Origin of the sequence: Shinella sp. WSC3-e (assembly GCF_945994535.1) — a bacterium.
Taxonomy (GTDB): Bacteria; Pseudomonadota; Alphaproteobacteria; order Rhizobiales; family Rhizobiaceae; genus Shinella; species Shinella yambaruensis.
This window is the reverse complement of the sequence record NZ_OZ000532.1, coordinates 60426-84041: the sequence shown is the minus strand read 5'-3', so window position 1 is coordinate 84041 and position 23616 is coordinate 60426. Positions and strand designations below refer to the sequence as shown.

Annotated in this window: 20 protein-coding genes; 13 read left to right on the top strand and 7 right to left on the bottom strand. The window is 66.5% G+C overall.

Features of this window, described 5'->3' with window-relative positions; translation table 11 throughout:
* The first annotated feature begins 88 nt into the window (after nt 1-88).
* Complete coding sequence (locus AABF56_RS27110) at nt 89-1024, top strand: alpha/beta hydrolase (RefSeq protein ID WP_272808202.1); 936 nt, start codon at nt 89-91, stop codon at nt 1022-1024.
* Here the strand turns inward: AABF56_RS27110 and AABF56_RS27105 are convergent.
* From AABF56_RS27105 to AABF56_RS27090, 4 genes are read right to left on the bottom strand one after another with little or no spacing between them, the layout of a single operon-like run.
* Nucleotides 1021-1548 carry a sarcosine oxidase subunit gamma family protein gene (locus tag AABF56_RS27105; RefSeq protein WP_272808201.1) on the bottom strand — a complete coding sequence of 176 codons (528 nt, stop codon included), beginning with the start codon at nt 1546-1548 and terminating at the stop codon, nt 1021-1023. The two genes, AABF56_RS27110 and AABF56_RS27105, sit on opposite strands and share 4 nt — an antisense overlap.
* Nucleotides 1541-4504, bottom strand: coding sequence for a sarcosine oxidase subunit alpha (locus AABF56_RS27100; RefSeq protein ID WP_272808200.1), 2964 nt, complete (start codon nt 4502-4504; stop codon nt 1541-1543). Before AABF56_RS27100 ends, AABF56_RS27105 begins: the two co-directional genes overlap by 8 nt.
* Entirely contained in the window at nt 4501-4770 is a 270-nt protein-coding gene (locus AABF56_RS27095) for a sarcosine oxidase subunit delta (protein ID WP_272808199.1), read from the bottom strand. The genes AABF56_RS27100 and AABF56_RS27095 overlap by 4 nt, the downstream gene beginning before the upstream one ends.
* Nucleotides 4771-4782: 12 nt before the next feature.
* On the bottom strand, nt 4783-6033 hold the full coding sequence (locus AABF56_RS27090; protein ID WP_272808198.1) for a sarcosine oxidase subunit beta family protein: 1251 nt from the start codon (nt 6031-6033) through the stop codon (nt 4783-4785).
* Nucleotides 6034-6131: 98 nt separating this feature from the next.
* Here AABF56_RS27090 and AABF56_RS27085 point away from each other — a divergent pair, with 98 nt between their 5' ends.
* On the top strand, nt 6132-7112 hold the full coding sequence (locus tag AABF56_RS27085; protein ID WP_272808197.1) for a GlxA family transcriptional regulator: 981 nt from the start codon (nt 6132-6134) through the stop codon (nt 7110-7112).
* 19 nt (nt 7113-7131) lie between these two features.
* On the opposite strand, the gene AABF56_RS27080 is transcribed toward AABF56_RS27085, so the two are convergent.
* Complete coding sequence (locus tag AABF56_RS27080; RefSeq protein WP_272808448.1) at nt 7132-8025, bottom strand: LysR family transcriptional regulator; 894 nt, start codon at nt 8023-8025, stop codon at nt 7132-7134.
* A 98-nt stretch (nt 8026-8123) separates the two neighbouring features.
* Between AABF56_RS27080 and AABF56_RS27075 the strand changes: the two genes are divergently transcribed.
* From AABF56_RS27075 to purU, 9 genes are all read left to right on the top strand, one after another.
* Entirely contained in the window at nt 8124-9575 is a 1452-nt protein-coding gene (locus AABF56_RS27075) for an aldehyde dehydrogenase family protein (RefSeq protein ID WP_272808196.1), read from the top strand.
* Between the two features lie 4 nt (nt 9576-9579).
* On the top strand, nt 9580-10575 hold the full coding sequence (locus AABF56_RS27070) for a membrane dipeptidase (protein ID WP_272808195.1): 996 nt from the start codon (nt 9580-9582) through the stop codon (nt 10573-10575).
* A complete protein-coding gene (locus tag AABF56_RS27065; RefSeq protein ID WP_272808194.1) occupies nt 10572-12266 on the top strand; it encodes a hypothetical protein in 1695 nt (564 codons plus the stop codon). The genes AABF56_RS27070 and AABF56_RS27065 overlap by 4 nt, the downstream gene beginning before the upstream one ends.
* A complete protein-coding gene (locus tag AABF56_RS27060; RefSeq protein ID WP_272808193.1) occupies nt 12263-12835 on the top strand; it encodes a DUF3726 domain-containing protein in 573 nt (190 codons plus the stop codon). The genes AABF56_RS27065 and AABF56_RS27060 overlap by 4 nt, the downstream gene beginning before the upstream one ends.
* Nucleotides 12836-12845: 10 nt before the next feature.
* Nucleotides 12846-13850 (top strand): Ldh family oxidoreductase, encoded by a 1005-nt coding sequence (locus AABF56_RS27055; protein WP_272808192.1) that lies wholly within the window; start codon nt 12846-12848, stop codon nt 13848-13850.
* 102 nt (nt 13851-13952) lie between these two features.
* Nucleotides 13953-14957 carry a glycine betaine ABC transporter substrate-binding protein gene (locus tag AABF56_RS27050; RefSeq protein ID WP_272808191.1) on the top strand — a complete coding sequence of 335 codons (1005 nt, stop codon included), beginning with the start codon at nt 13953-13955 and terminating at the stop codon, nt 14955-14957.
* Between the two features lie 116 nt (nt 14958-15073).
* Nucleotides 15074-15946 carry an ABC transporter permease gene (locus tag AABF56_RS27045; RefSeq protein ID WP_338341924.1) on the top strand — a complete coding sequence of 291 codons (873 nt, stop codon included), beginning with the start codon at nt 15074-15076 and terminating at the stop codon, nt 15944-15946.
* Nucleotides 15947-15949: 3 nt separating this feature from the next.
* A complete protein-coding gene (locus tag AABF56_RS27040; protein WP_272808190.1) occupies nt 15950-17095 on the top strand; it encodes a quaternary amine ABC transporter ATP-binding protein in 1146 nt (381 codons plus the stop codon).
* Between the two features lie 35 nt (nt 17096-17130).
* A complete protein-coding gene (purU, locus tag AABF56_RS27035; protein ID WP_272808189.1) occupies nt 17131-18015 on the top strand; it encodes a formyltetrahydrofolate deformylase in 885 nt (294 codons plus the stop codon).
* A 157-nt stretch (nt 18016-18172) separates the two neighbouring features.
* Here purU and AABF56_RS27030 read toward each other — a convergent pair whose 3' ends face one another.
* Nucleotides 18173-18553, bottom strand: a complete 381-nt coding sequence (locus AABF56_RS27030; protein WP_245082022.1) for an ectoine synthase — start codon at nt 18551-18553, stop codon at nt 18173-18175.
* 186 nt (nt 18554-18739) lie between these two features.
* The gene (gene acnA, locus AABF56_RS27025; protein WP_272808188.1) at nt 18740-21310 is read right to left on the bottom strand and encodes an aconitate hydratase AcnA; all 2571 of its coding nucleotides are present in this window, start codon (nt 21308-21310) and stop codon (nt 18740-18742) included.
* A gap of 181 nt (nt 21311-21491) precedes the next feature.
* Here acnA and AABF56_RS27020 point away from each other — a divergent pair, with 181 nt between their 5' ends.
* Both AABF56_RS27020 and AABF56_RS27015 read left to right on the top strand, forming a co-directional pair.
* The gene (locus tag AABF56_RS27020; RefSeq protein WP_272808187.1) at nt 21492-22418 is read left to right on the top strand and encodes a GntR family transcriptional regulator; all 927 of its coding nucleotides are present in this window, start codon (nt 21492-21494) and stop codon (nt 22416-22418) included.
* 86 nt (nt 22419-22504) lie between these two features.
* Complete coding sequence (locus AABF56_RS27015) at nt 22505-23599, top strand: isocitrate/isopropylmalate dehydrogenase family protein (RefSeq protein ID WP_272808186.1); 1095 nt, start codon at nt 22505-22507, stop codon at nt 23597-23599.
* The last annotated feature ends 17 nt before the right edge of the window (nt 23600-23616 follow it).

Below are 23616 nucleotides of genomic sequence, written 5' to 3'. Positions count from 1 at the left end.
CTCCCCTGTCGGACCCCTGTCCGGCCCGCTTGCCGCGCTGGCGTTCCAAGGTCAGCGCGGCTCTTTCCCGTCTATGCAGAGACCCGAGATGGATTATCGACTCGATCCCGACCTGCAGGCCTATGTTGACACGGTCAACACGTTCTATCCGCCGGATGCGCTCGCCTTGCCGGTCGGCGAAAACCGCAGGATCTATGACCGCATGTGCCAAGCCCTGCGCCAGCCGCATCCCGACGGCGTGAGCCGCACGGATCGTCGAGCCGAGGATTGCGGGCACAGCGTTGCTGTCCGGGAATACCGGACCGGTGCGGATTATCGGCCGGATCGGCCGGTCGTTCTCTACTTCCATGGCGGCGGGTTCATTCTGGGCGGCCTCGAAAGCCACGACGATGTTTGCGCCGAACTCTGCGCAAGGACCGGCCTGTCCGTCGTCTCGGTCGACTATCGGCTGGCGCCCGAACATCGTCATCCGGCGCCGTTCGAGGACGCCGTGTGCGCCTTCCGGTGGGCCGGCCGGCACTTCGCCGCGCCCCTTCTCGTCATGGGGGAATCCGCCGGGGGCAATATCGCGGCCTGCCTCTGCCACGCCATGAAGGGGGCAAGGCGGCCGGCGATCGGCCAGCTTCTGATCTATCCGGCGATGTCCGCAGCCTGGATCGGCGAGAGCCATGAGCGGCATGCGCATGCCCCCTTGCTCTCCCAGGACGATGTCAGGGCCTATGACGCGGCGCGGGCGGGCGGCGCGCCGCCCTATGACGACCCGCGCTTCAGCCCGCTCGCAGCCGGTGATTTTTCCGGCCTGCCCCCGACGGTCGTATTCATCGCGGAATACGATCCGCTGGCCTGCGAGGGAGAAGCCTATTGCCGGGCGATCGGCGCGGCTGGCGGTACGGCATTGCTGCTGGCTGGCGCAGCCCTTCCGCACGGCTATGTGCGTGCCCGCGGTCTTTCCCTGCGGGCCAGGCGCGCTTTCGACGGGATCGTCCGCGAAACGACGAGGCTCGCCGCCGGATCCTCAGGCTAGAGGAATTCCGCGCACATAAGCGCGAGGTCGTCCCACAGGGTTTCGGCGAATCCACGCAGGACAGTGATCTCGAAGGCCTCCGCATCGAGGCGCGTGAGGTGGACCGAGACATGGCCGACAAGGGTCGCGGCCGTGTGCCCCGGCGCAAAGGCGGACGGATGAAGGTCGACGGCCGTGCCCTTGGACAGCACCGCCGCGGCCATCGGCCCTTCCAGATGCAGGCGCACCCGGCCATGGCTCTGATCGATGCCGCTGGCATGCGGCTCCAGTGCCGCGAGCAGGCGGCATGCCTGCGAATAGGGGGTCGGCCGGTCACCGACGAGCAGCCACTGGCCGGGCGAGATCGCCCGCAGCGCAAGCCCGGTCTCGGCGGCAAGCCGTTCGAGGCCATCCACCGGACCAGGCGTTTGCAGTCCCGCGATCATTTGCAGGATCGTGCCTTCGGGAAGCGCCGACAGGCGGATGCGCGACGAGGCGAGAGGCTTGCGGGCGGCAAGCGCCGGGAAGGGGCGAAGGTCAGGCATGAAGCTTCTCGTTGGCCGGATCGAAGAACACGGGAGCGCAGAGGTGTGCGGCGGTGAATTCACCGCGCAGCCCGTTCCACACGGTGACGTCCTCGCCATGGCGCTCGTCGCCGCGTCTGACCAGCGCCAGCCCGATGGTCGAGCCGATATGCGGCGAGAAGGCGCTGGAGGTAACGTAGCCTTGGTCGTTCTCCAGGGTTGGAGCCGCGCCCTTCGCCAGGATATGCGCGCCGCTGCGGAAAGACTGACCGGGATCGAGCGGCACGACGCCGACGAGGCGCGGCCGGTCGGGGGCGTTGAGACCTTCGCGTTGCAGCATGGCCTTGCCGATGAAGTCCGGCTTGCTTGCCGACACCATCTTGCCGAAGCCGAGGTCGCCCGGGGTCACGGTTCCATTGATCTCGTTGTGGGTGACATGACCTTTCTCGATGCGCAGAACGCTCAAGGCTTCCACGCCGTAGGGCATCAGGCCATCGGCCTGCCCGGCCTCCATCAGCGCCTCGGCGACGCGGTCGCCATAGGCCGCGGGCACGGCAAGCTCGTAGGCGCGCTCGCCGGAGAAGGAGATGCGGAAGAGCCGGCCGTGCAGCCTGCCGCCGAACAGCGAGACCTCCCGGGCCGCCAGGTAAGGAAAGGCGTCGTTGCCGAGATCCTCGTCGACGATGACTTGCAGGATCTTTCGCGATTTCGGCCCGGCGATCGCCATCTGTGCCCACTGGTCGGTGACGGAGGCGAGGCGCACGTCGAGCTCCGGCCAGAGCGCCTGCGCGCAGAACTCCAAGTGGTTCATGACCCCCGCCGCATAGGCCGTGGTCGTCGTCATGAAGAAGCGGTTTTCCTCGATCCGGCTTGTCGTGCCGTCGTCGTAGACCATGCCGTCCTCGCGCAGCATCAGCCCGTAGCGGGCCTTGCCGACCGGCAGCTTCAGGAAGGCGTTGCAATAGACCCGGTTGAGGAATTCGGCGGCGTCCGGCCCGCAGATCTCGATCTTGCCGAGCATGGAGACATCGCAAAGCCCGGCATTGTTGCGCACGTTGAGAACCTCGCGGTCGACGCTCTCCCGCCAGCCTTTCTCGCCGGTGCGCGGGAACCAGGCGGAACGGTACCAGAGGCCCGTTTCGACGAAGACCGCGCCATGGCGCTCCGCCCAGCCATGCAGCGGCGAGCGGCGCACCGGCTGGAAGTGCTCTCCGTGATAGGCGCCCGCAAGGGCGCCGAAGGAGACGGGGGTGTAGAATGGACGGAAGGTGGTCGTGCCGACCTCGCCCGGCGAAACGCCGCGCGCTTCGGCCAGCAGGCCGATGGCATTGATGTTGGAGAGTTTTCCCTGGTCGGTCGCCATGCCGCTGGTCGTATAGCGCTTGGCGAGTTCCACATGGCCGTAGCCTTCCTTCACCGCAAGATCGAGATCCCTGTGGTGCACGTCGTTCTGGAAATCGACGAAGGCCTTGCCCCGGACGCCGGGGATCGACCAGAGCACCTTGGCGGGCGCAGCCGGCGCATCGCCCTCGACCGGACCGAAGGGGATGGGGCTTGCGGCAAAGCCGAGCGCGGCGGCGAGGCTGGCGCCCTGGCGCGCGCCGTCCGCAAGGCAGGCTGCAAGGCCGGCGATGCCGGATGCGGCGCCGGCGGGAACGAGGCCATCGAGGCTTGCCGGGGACAGGAATGCCGCCTTCTCGTCGGACCAGACGGGTCTGCCGCCCCGATGGCAGGCCAGGTGGATGACCGGGCTGAAGCCGCCCGACAGGGCGAGCGCGTCCACCGCCAGCCGTTCCGTACGGCCGCCCGTGCGAATGTCGATGGCGGACAGGCTCCTGCCGCCATGAGCGTCGGTGACGACCGCGTTGCGGATGAGGCGCGCCTTTCCGGCATAGTCCGCGCCGCCGCTTTCACGCGGATCGATGATGGCCGCGACATCGAGGCCCTTCGCCTCGAGATCGCGGGCGAGTGCATAGCCGCTGTCATTGGTGGTGAAGATCGCCGTCGCCCTTCCGGGCGCGACGGCATGGCGATTGAGGTAGCTGCGCATGGCGCCGGCCATCATCACGCCGGGAATGTCGTTGCCGCCGAAGACCAGCGGTCTTTCTTCCGCGCCGCTGGCGAGGATCGCGCCCTTGGCGACGATGCGCCAGAGGCGTTCGACCGGCACGGACGGCGCCGGTTCGGCGAGATGTTTCTGCACCCGCTCGACCGCGCCGAAGACATTGCCGTCATACCAGCCGAAGACGGTGGTGCGCGTCAGCAGCGTGACGTTCGGCAGCGCCTCCAGCTCCGCGGCACAGTCCTGCGCGAAGGCCGGCGCCGGCCTGCCGGCGATCGTGGCGGTTTCGGACAGCAGTGCGCCGCCGGCCATCGCCTGCTCGTCGGCGACGATGACGCGCGCGCCGGACCGGGCGGCCGAAAGTGCCGCGGCAAGCCCCGTCGGCCCGGCGCCGATGACGAGAAGGTCGCAATGCGCCCAGCGCTTTTCATAGCGATCCGGGTCGGCCTGATGCGTCGCCCTCCCGAGACCGGCGGCCTTGCGGATGAAGGGCTCGTAGACCTTCTCCCAGAAGGCGGCGGGCCACATGAAGGTCTTGTAGTAGAAGCCGGCGCCGAGGAAGGGCGAGAGGAGGCCGTTCAGCGCGCCGATATCGAAGTCGAGCGAGGGCCAGCGGTTCTGGCTGCGGGCCGCAAGGCCGGCATAAAGCTCCTGCATGGTGGCGCGCGTATTGGGCTCCGTGCGCCCGCCGCTGCCGATGGTCACGAGCGCGTTCGGCTCGGCGGCGCCGGCCGTCAGGATGCCGCGCGGACGGTGGTATTTGAAGCTGCGGCCGACGAGCCGGCGGCCGTTGGCCAGCAGGGCGGAGGCGAGGCTGTCGCCCTGGAACCCCTGCATCTGCTTGCCGTCGAAGGTGAAGGCGAGCGGCTTGCTGCGATCGATCAGGCCGCCCTGCGGCAGGCGATGGGAGCTCATGCGGCGTGTCCTTGCACTGCGGCATCGCGGCAGGCGGCGACCTGGTGGGTGATGGTGTCGCGGCTGACGACCAGCCATCGGCGGCAGCCGGCGGTGTGGTGCCAGTATTCCTCATGGGACCCGCGCGGATTGTCGCGCAGATAGACATAGTCGAACCACTCGGCCGGATCGGCGGTTGGCGCGGGGCGTGGCAGCGCCGCACCCTTGATGGTGAATTCCTCTTTCGGTCTTGGCCCGCAATGCGGGCAGGGCACGAGGCTTGCCATGTCAAATCTCCGTCAGTGAAGGTTCGGCTGGGCGCCCTGGCCCTTTTCGTCGATGAGGTGACCCCGTCGGAAACGGTCGAGGCGGAAGGCCGCCGCCGTTTCGTGCGGCACGCCGCGCGCCAGGAGATGGGCGAAGCAGAAGCCGGAGGCGGGCGTTGCCTTGAAGCCGCCGTAGCACCAGCCGGCATTGAGGTAGAGATTGTCGATCGGCGTGCGGTCGATGATCGGCGAACCGTCCATCGACATGTCCATGATGCCGCCCCAGGCGCGCAGCACCCTGACGCGCGAGAGCGCCGGGATCATCGCCTTGCCGGCTTCGGCGACATGTTCGACGGTCGCCAGGTTGCCGCGCTGGGCGTAGGAATTGTAGCCGTCGATATCGCCGCCGAAGACGAGGCCGCCCTTGTCGGACTGCGAGACGTAGAAATGTCCCGCGCCGAAGGTGACGACGCCGTCGATGAAGGGCTTCAGCCCCTCCGAGACGAAGGCCTGCAGCACATGGCTTTCGAGCGGCAGCTTGAGATCCGCCATGCGGGCGACCTCGGACGAATTGCCGGCCGCCGCCAGCGCCAGCTTGCCGCAGCCGATGAAGCCGCGGCTCGTCTCGACGCCGGCGACGCGGTCGTTCTCGCGGCGGATGCCGGTGACCTCGCAGCCCTGGATGATGTCGACGCCGTGCCTGTCGGCGCCGCGGGCATAGCCCCAGGCGACCGCGTCGTGGCGCACCGTGCCGCCGCGCCGCTGCAGCAGCCCGCCCTTGATGGGAAAGCGGGCATTGTCGAAATCGAGGAAGGCCACCATGCGGCGCACGTCGTCGCGGTCAAGCAGTTCGGCATCGACGCTGTGCAGGCGCATGGCATTGCCGCGCCGCATATAGGCGTCGCGCTGCGCGTCGGAGTGGTAGAGGTTCAGCACGCCGCGCTGCGAGACCATGGCGTTGAAGTTGAAGTCCCGCTCCAGCCCCTCCCAGAGCTTCATCGACAGTTCATAGAACGGGTTGTTGCCCGGCAGCAGGTAGTTGGAGCGGATGATCGTCGTGTTGCGGCCGACATTGCCGGAGCCGATGTAGCTTTTCTCCAGCACCGCCACATTGGCGATGCCGAATTCCTTGGCGAGGTAGTAGGCCGCCGCCAGCCCATGCCCGCCGCCACCGACGATGATCACGTCATAATGCGGTTTCGGCTGCGGCTGGCGCCAGGCCGGTCGCCAGTCGCGGTTGCCGCGAAGTCCGTTCCAGAGGAGGGAGAGGGCTGAGTAGCGCATCGCCGTCGCTTTTCGTGAGAGAGGCCGTTGGTCCTTGAGTAGCAGCGAACGGGCATGCTTCATTGCATTGAAGGGACTTTTTGAGGTAGAATCAGGACATGCAGCCTCCTGATATCCGAAACCTGCAACGCATCGGCTTCATCCTGCTGCCGAATTTCGCATTGATGTCCTATGCCTCGGCGAGCGAGCCGCTGCGCGCGGCCAACCTCATCGCCGGCAGCCCGCTCTATGAGGTCGTGCCGCTCTCGGCGGATGGCCTTCCGGTCAGAAGCTCGGCCGGCCTGGAGATCGCCTGCGGCCGGCTTTCCGATCTCGGCGGCAGCTGCCACACGCTGTATGTCTGTGCCGGCGGCAATCCCGCCGACTGGCAGGGCAGTTCCGCCCTGCATGCGCCCTTACGCAAATTCGCCCGGGATGGCGTGCGCATCGGCGGGATTTCGAGTGGCGCCTATGTGCTCGCGGCCGCCGGGCTGCTCGATGCCTGCGCCTTCACCATCCATTGGGAACATGCGCCGCTGCTGCGCGAGACGTTCCCGCATCTTGTGCCGCGTCAGGCGCGCTTCGTGGTCGATGGCGGACGCGTCACCTGCGGCGGCGGCGTGGCGCCGCTCGACATGATGCATGCGGTGATCGCCGCGCGCATGGGCGCGGATTTCGCCCGCCGCGTCAGCGACTGGTATCTGCACACCGCCGTTGCCGAACCGGCCGACCCGCAGCGCGGCGCGGTGGCGGAGCGGTTCGGCACCAACCATCCGGCTTTGCTGGCCGTCCTCGAAAAGATGGAGACAGCCATCGAAAATCCGCTGAACCGCAGCGAGATGGCGCGGCTTGCCGGCATCAGCCCGCGCCATCTCGACCGGCTGTTCCTTACCCATCGCGGGCAGAGCTTCCTCGATACCTATCGCGCGATCCGCCTGGCGCATGGCCGGCGCCTCCTGGAGCAGAGCCCGCTTTCCATCGCCGAAATCGCCTATGCCACCGGTTTTTCCAGCGCCGGGCATTTTTCCCGCGCCTTCAGGGCCGCTTATGGTCATACGCCGGCAAAAGCCCGGCGCGCCGGCGCCACGCCTCATTCGTGAGGTGCAAGGCGCCCGGTGGTCAGGTTCCAAGCCGCTCGGCCACTATGGCCGGAATTTCCTTCAGGGCGAAGGCGCGGAAGGCCGCGGCGACGGGCGAGGGGGGAACGTCGCGCCGCTCGACCAGCCCCACCCGGCGGCTCGCCGCCGCATCGGCAAGGTCCAGCGCCGCCACGCCCTCATGCGCGCCATGCATGGTCAGCGAGGGCAGGATGGTCAGGCCGAGGCCCGCCTTCACCATCGCGACCAGTGAGGTGACGTTGTAGACGGTGATCAGCGACAGTGCCGAAAGCTGCTTGTAATCCGCCGCCTCGATCCGGTCGGACGCGCCATTGCGGATCAGCGTCGCCCCATTGAGATCGCTCCATTTGACGGGTCGTTCGAGGCGGCAGAGGTCGTGATCGTCCTTGCAAAGCAGCTTGAACCGGTCGCTGAAAAGCGGCGTGAACTCCACCGCGCCGCCCGTGCGGCTTTCGCCGGCAATGCCGATATCGGCGACGCCGCTTTCCACCATGCGGCGCACCTGCGCGCTGTCGATGTCGAACAGCTCGACCTGCACCTGCGGCCGGGTTTGAAGAAACCGTTGCAGGATCGGCGGCAGCACGTTCGTCGCCACGGACGGCACCGAGGCGATCGACAGGCTGCCGATGCGGCTGTGCGCGAAAGCGCGCATGATGCTGACGGACTTGTCGAAACTCCTGATCTGCTCGCGGCCGAGATCGAGCATCAGGTTGCCGAGCGCCGTCAGGCTGTTCTTGCGGTCCGTCTGGAACAGCGGTCCGCCGATCTCGTCTTCCAGCTGCTTCAGGGTCATCGACACGGCCGACGCGGTGCGGCCGACGGCGTCGGCCGCATCCTTGATGTTCCCGCTCTCCGCCACCGTGACGAAGACCCGCAATGCTTCCAGCTTGATCATGGCACTCACTTCAATTCTTCTGAAATTGATAACAGAAATATCTGCTTGATTGAAGCGTGGCGCTGGCGGATTTTCGGTCGAACGGAATGGAGATGCAAATGGCAGAACGCTACGCCAACCTGATCGGCGGCCGATGGAGGCAGGGCGAACGTTTCCACGAGAACCGCAACCCGTCGGATGTCACCGACCTGATCGGCCTTTACGCGCAGGCGGATGCAGCCGATGTCGACGAGGCGGTGGCGGCCGGCCGCGCAGCACTGCCGGCCTGGCGGAAGATCGGGCTCGAACAGCGCCAGGCGATCCTCAACACGATCGGCATGGAACTGATGGAGCGTGCCGCCGAACTCGGCGAACTGCTTTCACGGGAGGAGGGCAAGCCGCTGGCGGAAGGCCGCGGCGAGGTGTTTCGCGCCGGCCAGTTCTTCACCTATTATGCGGCCGAAGTGCTGCGTCAGCTCGGCGAGAACGCGGATTCGGTCCGCCCCGGCATCGAGATCGACATGCGCCGCGAGCCGATGGGGCTGGTGGCCGTCGTTTCCCCCTGGAATTTCCCGACCGCCACCGCCAGCTGGAAGATCGCCCCGGCGCTCGCCTATGGCAATGCCGTCATCTGGAAGCCGGCCAACGAGACGCCGGCCTCAGCCTTCGCGCTTGCCGACATCATCCACCGCGCCGGCTTGCCGGACGGAGCGTTCCAGTTGCTGATGGGGCCGGGTTCGGTCGTCGGCAACGGACTTGCCGGCCATCGCGGGGTCGATGCCATCACGTTTACCGGGTCCTACGAGGTCGGTTGTCAGGTGGCTGTCGCCGCGGCCGCGAACCTCACCAAGTTCCAGCTGGAACTCGGCTCCAAGAACGCCCTGCTTGTCATGGACGACGCCGATATCGACCTTGCCGTCGCGGCCTCGATCGGCGGCGGCTATTCGGGCACGGGGCAGAAATGCACCGCCTCCTCCCGTCTCCTGGTGCATGCGAAGGTCCACGACGTCTTCGTCGAGAAACTGGCTGCCGCCGTCGCGGCGCTGAAGGTCGGCCATGCGCTGGCGGACGGAACCCAGGTCGGCCCGGTGGTCAGCGAACGCCAGCTTGCCGCCAACCTCGCCTGGATGGAGCGTGCCCGCGCCGCTGGCGCCGCGGTCGCCGTCGGGGGCGAGCGCCTGCAGCTTGCCCATGACGGCTTCTACATGGCCCCCGCGCTCCTGACCGGCACGACCAATGCCATGGAATTCAACCGCGAGGAGATGTTCGCGCCCATCGCCGCGGTGCAGAAGGTCAGCTCCTACGAGGAGGGACTTTCCGTCGTCAACGACACGCGCTTCGGGCTGGTTGCCGGCATCTTCACCAGCTCGCTCGCTCGCGCCACCCACTTCCGGCGCCATGTCGAAACCGGCTGCATGACCGTCAACCTGCCCACGGCGGGCACGGACTATCATGTGCCCTTCGGCGGGCGGAAGGATTCGAGTTTCGGCTCGCGCGAGCACGGCCGCTCGGCCGCCGAATTCTACACCCAGGTCAAGACCGCCTATATCCGGGCGGGGGAGCCGGAGTAAGGCCATGGATGCAAAGATCGCCAGCCCCCTCGTCGATTGCCTGCAATATGCCAACTGGAGCCCGCGCGTTTTCTCCCAGATGCGGGCCGGCGGCGTGCATGCCGTCCATGCCACCATCGCCTATCACGAGAGCTTCCGCGAGACGGTCGCCAACATCATCGCCTGGAACCGCCACTTCGAGCGCCACCCGGACCTCATCTTCCCGGGCCGATCCGGCAGCGATATCGAGCGGGCGATGCGGGAGGGGCGCACTGCCATCTTCTTCGGCCTGCAGAACCCGTCGCCCATCGAGGACGATATCGGGCTCATCGAGGTCTGCCATACGCTCGGCGTTCGCTTCATGCAGCTTTCCTACAACAACCAGTCCTTGCTTGCCACCGGCTGCTACGAGGGGGAAGATCCCGGCATCACCCGCTTCGGTCGCCAGGCCATCGCCGAGATGAACCGCGTCGGCATGGTCATCGACATGAGCCATTCCGCCGAACGCTCGACCCTGGAGGCGATAGAGATCTCGACCCGTCCGATCGCCATTACCCATGCCAATCCGCACTGGTGGCATCCTGCCCTGCGCAACAAGTCCGACACGGTCCTGAAGGCGCTGGCACGATCCGGCGGTATGCTCGGCCTGTCGCTCTATCCACATCACCTGAAGGACGGGTCCAACTGCACGCTGGAGGGTTTTTGCGCCATGGTCGCGGAGACGGCCGCGCGCTACGGCGTCGAGCATGTCGGCATCGGCAGCGACCTTTGCCAGGACCAGCCGGATTCGGTGGTGACATGGATGCGCAATGGCCGCTGGTCGAAGGTGATGGATTTCGGTGAAGGGTCGGCCGCCGCGGCCGGCTTTCCCCGCCAGCCGGCCTGGTTCACCAGCAATACCGATCTCGGCAACCTGCGGGACGGGCTGCACAGGGCCGGTTTCTCGGAGGCCGAGATGGGCGGCATCATGGGCGGCAACTGGCTGCGCTTCTACAACGCTTCGTTCGGGCCGATGCCATGACCGGCCGCGCGCTCGACGTAACGACGGAGCCTGCGCTGGCACTGCGCTCGCCGGATGTCGTCATGCGCCTGCGGCGAATGGGGGCCTCTTTTCCGACGCGGCTCAGCTTCCTGCGCAGCCTGATCCGGCATCTTGCGGCAAGCGGCGCGGCGGTGCATCGCGGTGTCTGGCGCATGGACGACGAGGGGTTTGGCGAGGCGGTCTATACGCTGCGGCTCGGCGGCCATGACTACAGCCTTGTCGCCTTCTCCTGCCCGCTCTCCGACGACCAGCGCTCCGACCGCGTGATCGCCGAGGCCTGGGATACGAGCTACGTGCTCTATGACGGCATTCCCGATGCCGCCGAGATCGGCCGGCTGCGGGCGAACGCGTCGCGGCAGGAGGCGGGGCGCTTCGGCCCGCGCGACCTGGTGCTGAGCCGCGCCAACAAGTCCGTGCGCTTCTTCGAGCATGTCGCCGACAGCCTGGCCCAAGGCCGGCAGCCGGATCGGGCGCGTCTCGGCGAGGTCGGTTACCTGCTGCGCACCACCGCCGTCTACGGCAATGGAAAATTCGGCATCGCCGACCGTTGCGTCCTTGCCGGGCGCAGGGGGCTGGATGGTCCCTTCCAGGCGGAGATGCTCACCGTCTGGCTGATCCGCGAATTCTCGCACGACCTCGTCGAGCACATCGCCCGGTGCCGCGCGCCCGAAACCGCCGTGCTGCTGGCGCCGGACTTGCGCCGTCACATCGGGGTCGGCAATTCCACCGGCCTCGGCATGGCGCCGTTCCTGGTAAACCATCCGGTGCTGCTGAACAACTGGGTCCTCGCCCGCGAGACCGCCCTGGCGCGTGTGCGGTCGAAACCGCATCTTGATGCGGCGGCGGTGAACAGGCTGGCCGATCTCTGGCGACAGGCGGCCCGGCACCTCGACCAATGGTCGGTGGAGGATGACGGGCTTGCGGCACGCATCGTTCGCCTGCGCGCGGAGTGGGCCGAGGCCGAAGCCTGGATCGATCCTGCGCGGCTGCTGGCCACGGCCTTTCCGGTCGCGGCCCTGCTCGACCGCGGGCAGCTCCTCTCCGTGGATTTCCAGGAACTGCTTGCCGCGCTGCTCATCGAGATGGCGGGACCTGAAAACGATGACCTTGCAGGCGGCATGGCGGCGGTGCGCGAAGGGGTGCTCCGACCGGGCATGGACCTGGCGGCCCTCCGCGCGCTCCTGCGCGAGCACTATGGATGGGCGCTCGCCATCGCCTTCGGGGAGCCGGCCGAAACCGCCCAGTTCTGGTATGTCTCGCAGGAGAAGCTGGAGCCGCGCCTCGGCCGCCGCGGAGCCGAGCCCGGGGCGGAACTGGAGCTGCCGCTCGACATCGCCCGGCAGGCGCAGCGGCTCGCCGCCGACCTTGCCGAAGTGCCGGAGACCGGGACCGTCGCCGCCTTCCTCGCCCGTTTCCCGAAGCATCGCCACATGGTTCGCCGCATCCAGGCGACGGCCGGCGCGCCCTATGCGGAAATCCGCGACAACCTGCTCTCGGACCGCTGCCTGCCGATCGACATGCTGCGCTGCAAGCTCGCCTTCTTCGGCGCGTCGAAATTCGATCCGCGCTCGGATCGCTGGACGCGCATCACGCTCTTCCAGGGCGCCCCGACGGCCGGCGAGATCACGGCCGGCGAAACCGACGACTGCTGGCTTCCGGTGCTGCCATGACGACGATCCTGCTTTCCTACAATGAAGTGCAGACACTCGCCCGCAAGGCGGCTGCCGGCGCGGGACTGCCTTACGGTGTTGCGGAGGATATCGGCGAGGCCGCCGTCTGGTTGGCGGCGCGCGGCGTCGATGCCGTCGCTGCCGTCGTCGACGCGCTTGCCGGGCGGGGGCCGGATGACATTCTCGAAGGCCTTGCGGATATCGATGCGCTCTGCTGCGGCGGCCGGGACGAGGTCGCGCTGCACGGCCGGGATTGCGGCCTGCTGCTGATCGGTCTTGCCGGTGCGACGGCAGGGGACATGGGGCTCTGCCTTGCGGTGGAGCGCGGCGAGGGCGCTGTCGTCCCGCTTGCGCTGGTGGAGGATGCCGGTGGCCTCATGCCGTCCGCGGCAGTGCTTCGTCTCCTGCCCGGGGACGACCGCCTTGCGCGGCCGGCAACGCCGCGACCGGCGGCAAGCGATCTGGCGGCCTATGCGGCGGCACTTGCGCTTGCGGCGCGAACCTGCGTCCCGGCCTCGGATTTTTCGCGCGCGCAGGGTGCGGGCGCGGGAACCACGGACAACGATTGAGGATATTTCCATGACGGAACGGGTGATGACGCTCGCTGCGGTCGAGCATCTGTGCCTGCGCGCACTGACGGCATCAGGGGCCAGCACGGACAACGCCGCCGCCGTCGCCCGGTCGACGATGCTGGCCGAGCGCGACGGCATTCGCAGCCATGGCCTGCTCTATGTGCCGATCTACGCGGAGCACCTGCGCTGCGGCAAGGTCGACGGCAGGGCGTCGCCCGTCGTGTCGGAGCCGCGTCCCGGCGCCATCGTCGTCGATGCGGCGACCGGCTTCGCCCATCCGGCGATCGATGCCGGCTGGGATCGCTTCGTCGCCGCCGCCGGGCGGAACGGGGTAGCCGCGCTGACGGTGTTCAACTCCTACAATTGCGGCGTGCTCGGCCATCATGCCGAGCGCATCGCCGAAGCGGGCCTGCTTGGCCTCTGCACCACCCATGCCCCGGCGTCCATCGCGCCGCCCGGCGGGCGCACGCCCGTCATCGGCACCAATCCCTTCGCGCTCGGCGTGCCGGACGAGGCAGGCGGGGTCGCGCTCGTGCTCGACCAGTCGGCAAGCGTGGTGGCGAAATCGGAGATCCTCCTGCGCTCGCGCGAGGGCAGGCCCATCGAACCTGGCTGGGCGCTCGATGCCGATGGCGCGCCGACGCTCGATCCCGTCGCCGCCCTCAAGGGCTCGATGCTGCCAGCCGGCGGCTACAAGGGGTTCGGCGCCGGCCTTCTCGTCGAAATCCTTGCATCCTGCCTATCGGGAGCGGCCCTCAGCAAGGATGCGAGCCCGTTCTCCGGCACGGCGGGCGGGCCGCCGCGGACCGGCCAGTGCTTCATCGCCTTCGATCCGTCGGCCTTTTCACCAACCTTTTCGCCGCAGGTCGCAAACCTTCTCGGCGCCATCGCCGGGCAGGAGGGCGCACGTCTGCCGGGCGGCCGCCGGCGGGCCGCGCGCCGGCGCACCGAGCGGGATGGCGTGGCCGTCGACGCCGCGCTGATCGAGCGGATCGAGGCGTTCATTCGCTAAAGTTTTTCTGAAATGCGGATCAGTTATTTCGGTTTGATAAAAGTGACCGCATTCGACATCGTAACCGTCACGAGCACGACAACCACAACAAAGGGAACGGACATGAAGATCAGGACATCGATTCTCGCGGGCGCTTGCCTCTCCTGCATGCTGCTCGGCGGCAACGCTGCCCAGGCGGCGGAATGCGGCACGACGGATCCGATCACCGTGGCGGAAATGACGTGGCTTTCCGCCGGCACGCTCGCCTATGTGACCAAGGCGATCCTTGCCGAAGGCTACGGCTGCACCGTGCAGATCGTGCCCGGCGACACGGTGCCGACGGCCTCCTCCATGCTGGCCAAGGGCGAGCCGGACATCGCGCCGGAACTCTGGGTCTCGACCGTCAAGTCGACCTGGGACCAGATGCTGGCGAAAGGCACGGTGTACAAGGCCGGTGATATCTTCGCCAGCGGCGGCCAGGAAGGCTGGTGGATCCCGGACTATGTTGCAGAGGCGCATCCGGAAATCCGCTCCGTCAGCGACCTCAAGGACAATTGGAAGGTGTTCGAGGACGCATCGGCCCCCGGCAAGGGGCGCTTCTTCGCCTGCCCGCCCGGCTGGGGCTGCGAGATCATCACCAACAACCTCATCAAGGCGCTCGGCCTCGAAGAGACCTATGAAGTCTATCCGACCGGATCCGGCGCAAACCTCAAGGCCACCATCGCCCGCCAAGTCTCGCGCCAGAAGCCATTTGTCGGCTGGTACTGGGGGCCGACCGAGGTGATCGGCAAGTACAGGCTCAAGGTGCTGGACATGCCTGCCTATGATGCGGCCAAGTTCACATGCCTCACCGATGCCAAGTGCGAGAAGCCGGAACTGACCGGCTGGGCCGTGGGCGAGGTTGCCGTCGCCGCGACCACGAGCCTGAAGGAAAAGGCGCCGGATGTCGCAGAGTTCCTGTCGAAGATGCAGGTTCCGAACGCCGAGATCAGCGACGTGCTGGCCTGGGGCGACGACAACAAGGCCTCGCCGGAGGAAGTCGCGGCCTATTTCTTCAAGAACTATGAGAGCATCTGGACCAAGTGGGTCCCGGCCGACGTCGCCGAAAAGGTCAAGGCCTCGCTCTGAGGGTCCTCTGGCGAGGCGGCGCGACCGCGCGGTTGCGCCGCTCTTGCGACCTTCCTTTGCCGGCGGTCCGCGTCGCGTGGCGGCCGGCAAGAGATGCATCGTGAAAGGCTTGTGCCGTGGCAGACAATTTCCCCGAATTCATCGACACCCGCGGTCTCCGCTTTGCCATCGACGACGGCTTCAGCTGGGTCGTGGCGCATTACGGCGATACGTTCGAACGAATGCTGCTGCCGCTGCTCAAGCTCCTGAGCGCCCTTGAAAGCTTCCTGCAATGGCTGCCGTGGTACGTCACCATCGCCGTCATCGCCGCGCTGACCTATTCGGCCGCACGGAGCCTCAAGGCAACCGGCGGGGCCGTCGCCATGCTCGTCTTCATCGGGGCCCTCGGCCTTTGGAACGACGCGATGGCGACGATTGCGCTCATGCTCGCCGCGACGGTGGTGGCCGTCGTAATCGGCATTCCACTCGGCATCGTCATGGCGCGCTCGGACTGGCTGCGCTCGATCGCGCTGCCGCTGCTCGACATCATGCAGACGCTGCCGATCTTCGTTTATCTCATTCCCTTCGTCATGCTGTTCGGCCCGGGAAAGATCCCGGCGATCCTTGCCACCGTGTTCTTCGCCATTCCGCCGGTGATCCGGCTGACCGATCTCGGCATCCGCCAGGTCGACGGCGAAGTGGTCGAGGCGATCGTTGCCTTCGGCGCGACGCCGCGGCAAAAACTCCTCAAGGTGCAGATCCCGCTTGCCCTGCCGACCATCATGGCCGGCGTCAACCAGACGACGATGATGGCGCTTTCCATGGTGGTCATCGCCTCGATGATCGGTGCCGGCGGCCTCGGCTATCAGGTCCTGCAGGGTATTCAGCGGCTGGAGGTCAGCCGCGGCCTCATCGCCGGCATCGCCATCGTCTTCCTCGCCGTGATCTTCGACCGCATCGCCCAGTCCTATGGCCGGCGTGCCCAGAAACATCTTGCCAGCGGGGAATGAGGCGTGAGTACTTCCGACGTGAAAATCCAGGTCGACAAGGTCTACAAGATCTTCGGCAACCGCCCGGACGATGCGCTCGCCGAGCTGCGCGCCGGCGCGCAGAAGGCCGAGGTTCTGCAGAGGACCGGCTGTGTCGTCGGCCTCAAGGACATCGACTTCTCGATCCATCGCGGCGAGACCTTCGTCATCATGGGCCTGTCGGGTTCGGGGAAATCCACCCTGATCCGTCATTTCAACCGGCTGATCGAGCCCACCGCCGGCCGCATCCTCGTCGACGGCCGCAACATCATGGAGATGAATGCGAAGGAGCTCATCGCCTTCCGCCGCACCGGCATTTCCATGGTGTTCCAGCGTTTCGGCCTGCTGCCGCACCAGACGGTGCTGGAAAATACCATCTGCGGGCCGATCCTGCAGGGCGTCAACCGCCGCGAGGCGGTGGCCCTCGGCATGGAGCAGCTGGAGCTCGTCGGGCTCAAGGGGTTCGAGAACCGCTTTCCACGCCAGCTTTCCGGCGGCATGCAGCAGCGCGTCGGCCTGGCCCGGGCACTGGCGACGCAAGCGGAGGTGCTTTTGATGGACGAGGCCTTCAGCGCGCTCGACCCGCTGATCAAGAGCGACATGCAGGAGCAGCTGAAGGATATCCAGGCACGGCTGAAAAAGACCATCATCTTCATCACCCACGACCTCGACGAGGCCCTGCATCTCGGCGACCGCATCGCCATCCTCAAGGACGGCGAATTGCGTCAGGTCGGCACGGGCGAGGAGATCCTGTTCCGGCCGGCCGACGATTATGTCGATCGGTTCGTGCGGAAGGTCGACCTGTCGCGTGCCCTCTATGCCCACGAGGCCTTCGCGCGGATTCCGGTCCTGACGCAGGCGGAGGCGACGCCGGAGCGGTCCGCTGCGCTGCTCGGCGAGCATCCGGGCGTCATCGTCGCCCGGGACGGCGCGTTGCGCCTCCTTGCCCGCGGTGCTTCCGGCGAGGCCGTGCCCGTGGCCAGCATCGACGCCAATGCCGCCCTCGGCCAGTGCTTTGCGCCGCTCGCCGCGCAAAATGCCATCCTTGTCACGGAGGGCGGGGCGGCAATCGGCATGCTGACCCGCGAAATGGCCTTCAAGGCCCTCGCGCGTGCCGCGCGGCCGGCCTGAAGCGCGCCCGTCCGGCTTCCAGGGGAAACGAACCGATGAAGACCTATGTGCTGACCGTATCGTGCCAATCGACCCGCGGCATTGTCGCCGCGATTACCGGCTACCTCGCCGAGAAGGAGTGCAACATCGTCGACAGTTCGCAGTTCGACGACCAGGAGACGGGCCTGTTCTTCATGCGCCTGACCTTCAAGAGCGAAGGCGGCGCAAGCCAGGACGATATCGACGCGGGCTTTGCGCCGGTCGCCAAGGCCTTCGCCATGGCCTACGAGTTCCACAACAGCGACGAGCGCATGAAGGTGCTGCTGATGGTCTCGCGCTTCGGCCATTGCCTGAACGACCTGCTCTACCGCTGGAAGATCGGCGCGCTGCCGATCGACATCGTCGGCGTCGTCTCGAACCATTTCGATTACCAGAAGGTCATCGTCAACCACGACATCCCCTTCCACCACGTCAAGGTGACGAAGGAGAACAAGCCGCAGGCCGAGGCGCGGCTGGTGGAGATCGTCGAGCAGTCCGGCGCCGAGCTGATCGTTCTCGCCCGCTACATGCAGGTGCTGTCGGATGCGGTGTGCAAGAAGATGTCGGGCCGGATCATCAACATCCACCACTCGTTCCTGCCGTCGTTCAAGGGGGCGAACCCGTACAAGCAGGCCTTCGAGCGTGGCGTGAAGCTGATCGGCGCGACGGCGCACTATGTGACGGAGGACCTCGACGAGGGTCCGATCATCGAGCAGGACGTGGCGCGCATCACGCATGCGCAGTCGGCGGACGACTATGTGTCGATCGGCCGGGACGTGGAGAGCCAGGTTCTGGCCCGCGCGGTCCATGCCCATATCCACCACCGCGTCTTCATGAACGGCAACAAGACCATCGTCTTCCCGCCCAGCCCCGGTTCCTATGCCTCCGAGCGCATGGGTTGAGCCGAAGACGACGAAAGGCCGGCGAAACGCCGGCCCCAGCCTGGTGAAGAGCGCCGCCCCACCCATCGACGTCATCCTCGGCCTTGAGCCGAGGATCCAAGTGTCACCCGCGGCTTGTGCCTTTGGTTTTGCATCCCGTGGAAATGGAGACGGGTGCTCAGCCCTCGGCATAGCTGCCGTCCTCGCGATGAACCTCGCTGCCCGAGAGCGGCGGCGTGAACACGCAAACCAGCAGGAGCGCTTCCTTCGCGCGCAGGATATGGGGATCGTGCTCGTTCAAGGCATAGATCGTTCCCGGGACGATGGGAAAGACCTCTCCCGTGGAAACATTCTCCACTTCGCCCTCGCCGGAGATGCAATAGTTCGTTTCGAAATGGTTCTTGTAGTGCAGGTGCAGTTCGGCACCTTTTGCCACCCGCGTCTCGTGAACCGAATGTCCCATTCCATGTTCCCGCACGATCATCCGGCGGCTCTGCCAGCCGGGACCCGACGCATCCCGCGGCGTACCTGCAATCTCCTCAGATGTGACGACGATCATGTTTTTTCCTCCTACTCGATATCTTGTTCGATGTCCGCGAGGGCTGGTTCTATCCGTGCGGCGGCTTCCCGTGATTATCACGCCCATGGCGCGCGAGATATGCCTGCTGGCCGCGCAGCGTCCATCCCATGGGGGGATACCGTGGCGGCGCGTCCCACCAGGCCTGTTGGCGTATGGCGCGATACTTCAACGCGTTCGCGTGTCGGACAAGATCGTGGAGATCATTCCTCCGGCGTTGAGGATCCGGATTTCCCGTTCCGTTTCCACGGCCGCCCTTCCCACCAAAGCCTGGTTTTGGCCGTCGGCGCGGCGGATGAGCAGTTTCAGCTCGCTTCTCGGCTCCACCGCCGTGGCATCGATCGTGATCCTGTCCTGCGGTCCTATCGAAAGCGGCACGGCGCGATCGATCACCACGGGAAGCACGCCCATGCCGATGAGGTTGCTGCGGTGGATGCGCTCGAAGCTGCGGGCGATGACGGCGCGTATGCCGAGGAGGGCGACGCCTTTGGCCGCCCAGTCGCGCGAGGAACCGGTGCCGTATCGTTCGCCCGCGACGATGACGACCGGCCGGTTTTCCTGCCGGTAGCGTTCGGCGATGGCCCAGAGGGGGCCTTCCTCCATCGTCGGGGCATGGATGGTGCGGGCGGCGGGCCGGCCGTCGATCAGCAGGTTGCCGGCGGTGCGGTTGTCGAAGAGGCCGCGGACCATAACCTGCCAGTTTCCGCGGCGGGCGGCGTAGACATTCAGGTCGTCCGGCGGGTCGCCATGCGCGACGAGATGCCGTCCCGCATGGCTGGCCGCGCCGATCTGGCCGGCCGGCGAGATATGGTCGGTGGTCATGTCGTCGCCGAGAACGAGCAGCGGATGGGCTTCGTAGGCGCCGAGCCGGCTTGCCGTCCGTGCGGAGGCGAAGGGCGGGCGGCGGATATAGGTCGATGCGGGATCCCAAGGAAACCGCGCGGAGGCGGGGGCATCGAGCGCCTGCCATGCCGCGTTGGCTGCGGCCTGCGCGAAGGCCTGTCCGAAATCGGCGGGCTCGGAGGCCCCTCGCACAATGGCATCGATCTCCCCGTTTGCGGGGAGGAGATCGCCAAGGCGGATGGTTTCCCCGTGCGGGCCGCGGCCGATGTCGCGGTTCATCGGATCGGAGACGAATTTGCCGATGAGCGAGAGGGCGACGACGAGCGGTGGGGACGCGAGGAAGCCGAACTGGAGGCTTGGATGGACGCGCCCGGGGAAATTCCGGTTGCCGGAGAGGAGCGCGGCGGCGACGGTTCCGTCCGTGATTGCCGCGGCCATGTCCGCTTGCAGGGGGCCGGAATTGCCGATGCAGGTCGTGCAGCCGTGGCCGACGATGCCGAAGCCGAGCGCTTCCAGGTCCGCAAGCAGGCCGCTGCGCGCCAGGAAACGCTCGGCCGCGGGGGAGCCGGGCGCCAGCGATGTCTTCACCCAGGCGGGCGGGCGAAGGCCGAGGCGCCGTGCTTTCCGGGCAACGAGGCCGGCGGCGGCGAGGAGACGCTGATCGGAGGTGTTGGTGCAGCTCGTGATGGCGGCAATGGCAATCGCGCCGTCCGGTATGGTTTTTCCGGTTTCGAAGGGCTTGCCGCTTGCTGCCTCCAGTGCCTCGGCGGCCGTTGCGACGGGCAGCCTGTCCTGCGGGCGTCGGGGGCCGGCGAGGATCGGTTCGATTGCCGATAGGTCGAGATCGATTATGCGGCTGTAGCGCGGCTCCGCCGCCGGGTCGAACCAGAGGTGGAGGGCCTTTGCCGCCCTTTCGACGAAGGCGCAATGGTCCGCGCTGCGGCCGGTCTGGCGCAGATAGGCGACGGTTTGTCCGTCAATCGGGAAAAAGCCGGTGGAAGCGCCGTATTCGGGCGCCATATTGGCGACGACGGCGCGGTCGCCGCAGGTCAGCGCCGGAACGCCTTCGCCGAAAAACTCGATGAACTCTCCCGATATGCCGTGCTTTCGGAGCAGATGGGTGACCTCGAGTGCAAGGTCCGTGGACAGCACGCCCGGGCCGAGCCGGCCGGTGAGACGGACCCCGACGACGTCGGGCAGGCGGATCGTCACCGGCAGGCCGAAGAAGACGCTCTCGGCCTCCAGGCCCCCGACGCCCCAGGCGAGCACGCCGATGCCGTTGATCATCGGCGTATGGCTGTCCGTGCCGATCAGCGTATCCGGGGCGGCCCGGCGCGTGCCGTCCCGCTCGACGACCTCCATGACCGTGGCGAGCTGTTCGAGGTTCAGCGTGTGCATGATGCCGGTGCCGGGCGGATGCACCCGCACGCCCGGCAGTGCCGTGGTCGCCCATTTCATCAGGCGGTAGCGCTCGCTGTTGCGGTCCATCTCGCGCCGCATGTTGTGTTCCCGCGCGTCGCCGCGGCCATACCGGTCGACGGCGACGCTGTGATCGACCGATACGTCGACGGGCAGCACGGGTGTCAGGCGCGACGGATCGCCGCCTGCCTCCGCGATGGCGTCACGCATGGCGGCGATGTCCACCAGGGCGGGAACGCAGGTCGTGTCGTGCATGAGGACGCGGGAGGGGTGGAAATCCACCTCCGCCTCGCTCGTGCCCTCGCCGAGCCAATCGCGCAGGGCGTCGGTGAACGAGGCAAGGCGCGCGGGGTCGCGGCGGGCGACGTTTTCAAGCAGGATGCGCAGGACGAAGGGCAGGCGCCGGACTTCGTCGAAGGCCGCGCGCAGGTCAATGGCTTCGACCGGACCCGTCTCGGTTTCGATCCATAGAGCCATTTCGCATCTCCAAAGTGATTTTTAATACGTAAAAAGCCAATAATTAGAGAATGTCAACGAGTTTCCGACGATTCATTGGCTTTTAATGCGGTATATATGCAAAGAATCCCGCCTCTTGTTTCCTTTGCCCGCAGCATGGAATAACCTCCAGCCGATTGCTTCAGAAGACCGGACGGTATCCATGCGCTCCAGCCAGCTCGCCCAGACCATCGCGAACGAAATCACGCTTCTCGTCACATCCGGCGAGCTTTCGGTGGGCGATCACCTGAAGACGCAGCAGCTGGCGGACCGTTTCGGCGTGTCCCGCTCGCCGGTGCGCGAGGCCATGGACATGCTGGCAAGCCAGGGGCTGCTGGAGCAGAAGGAAAACCGCGGCTTCTTCGTCCGCGAGGCGGCGAGCGGTGTCGTCGAGCAGGTGCGTGACGATACCGGACCCTTCGAGGTCGCCAACGACTACCAGCGGCTGGCGGAGGATTGGCTGACGGACCGCATTCCCGCCGAAGTCACCGAACAGATGCTGCGCGAGCGCTATGAGCTCACCAAGTCGCAACTCAACGACATCCTGATGCGTGCGACCCGCGAGGGCTGGGCCGAGCGCAAGCAGGGCTACGGCTGGCGCTTCCTGCCGGTCGCCAAGACGCCGGAGGCCTTCGAGCAGATCTACCGCTTCCGCATGCTGATCGAACCGGCCGCGATGCTGGAACCCGAATTCCGGCTCGACCGCAAGATCATCGACGAGCAGCGCCGGATCCAGAGCCGCATGCTGGACACGGACATCGAGCGGCTGCCGGCCGAGCGCCTCCTGCACAATGGCGCGCTCTTCCATGAGGAGTTGATCAAGATGGCCAACAATCCCTTCTTCCACATCTCGCTCGTGCGCGTGAACCGCATGCGGCGCCTGCTGGAATACCGCTCGCGCGTCGACCGCAGCCGCACCGTGCGCCAGTGCCGGGAACACCTCGAAATCCTTGATCTTCTGGAGCGCGGTGAGGTCGTGGAGGCTTCCTACGCGATGCGCCGGCACCTCGGCGGTGCACTCTCCAAGAAGTCGCCCATTACCTGGTCCTGGTCGCACCAGGCGCATGAAAAAGACAATCTCGAAAAATAGTGATTGCATTTTTAGATTTAAAAAGCCAATAATCTCCCCGTGACGCAGAGCGGCGATTTCGCTCGTCGCCTCATGGGAGATATCTGATGAAAATATTCGTGACGCCGTGTGATGGGATCGGTCCGGAGATCACAGCGGCAACCATGGAGGTCCTGAAGGTCGCCGATGCGGCGTTCGGTCTGGGCCTCGAATACCACTTCGAGGACACCGGCTTCACGAGCCTGGAAAAGTTCGGCACGACGCTGCGCGACGAGACGATCGAGCGCGCGCGCACCTTCGACGGCATCATCCTGGGACCGCAGTCGCACATGGATTATCCCGCCCGCGACAAGGGCGGCGTGAACGTTTCGGCCGGCTTCCGTGTCAAGCTCGACCTCTATGCCAATGTCCGCCCGGCGCGTTCGCGCCCGTTCCTCAACGATGCCAAGAAGATGGACCTCGTGATCATGCGCGAGGCGACGGAAGGGTTCTATCCCGACCGCAACATGTATGCCGGCACGGGTGAATTCATGCCGACGCCGGATGTGGCGCTCTCGGTGCGCAAGATCACGGCGTCCGCCTGCGAACGCATTGCCCGCCAGGCCTTCCTGCTCGCCATGAAGCGCAACAGGAAGGTAACCGCGGTCCACAAGGCCAACAACTTCATCCTGACGGACGGCCTGTTCCTGCAGCAGGTGCGAAAGGTCGCCGCCGAGTTCCCCGACGTGACGCTCGACGATTTCATCATCGACGCGATGGCCGCCCATCTGGTGCGCGACCCCTCGCGCTTCGACGTGATCGTCGCGACGAACTTCTATTCCGACATCCTGTCGGATCTCGCCAGCGAGCTTTCGGGCAGCCTCGGCCTTGCCGGCTCGATCAATGCCAATGCCGAGACCGGCCTCGTCTGCGCCCAGGCCCAGCATGGCTCCGCACCCGACATCCAGAACCGCAACATCGCCAACCCCACCTCGCTCATCCTTTCCGCGGCGATGATGCTGAGCTGGCTCGGCGAGCAGCGCGGCCTGGCGCATTTCGAGGCGGCCGGCGCGGAAATCGAACGGGCCGTCGACGAGGTTCTCGCCGATCCGGCGTCCCGCACCCGCGATCTCGGCGGGACCACCAACACCGATACCTTCGGTTCGCTTGTCGCGGGCGCGGTTCGGGCGGGCGGCGGCGAGCGGAAACGTGCCAGTGCCTGAGAAGAGCATTTGCATTT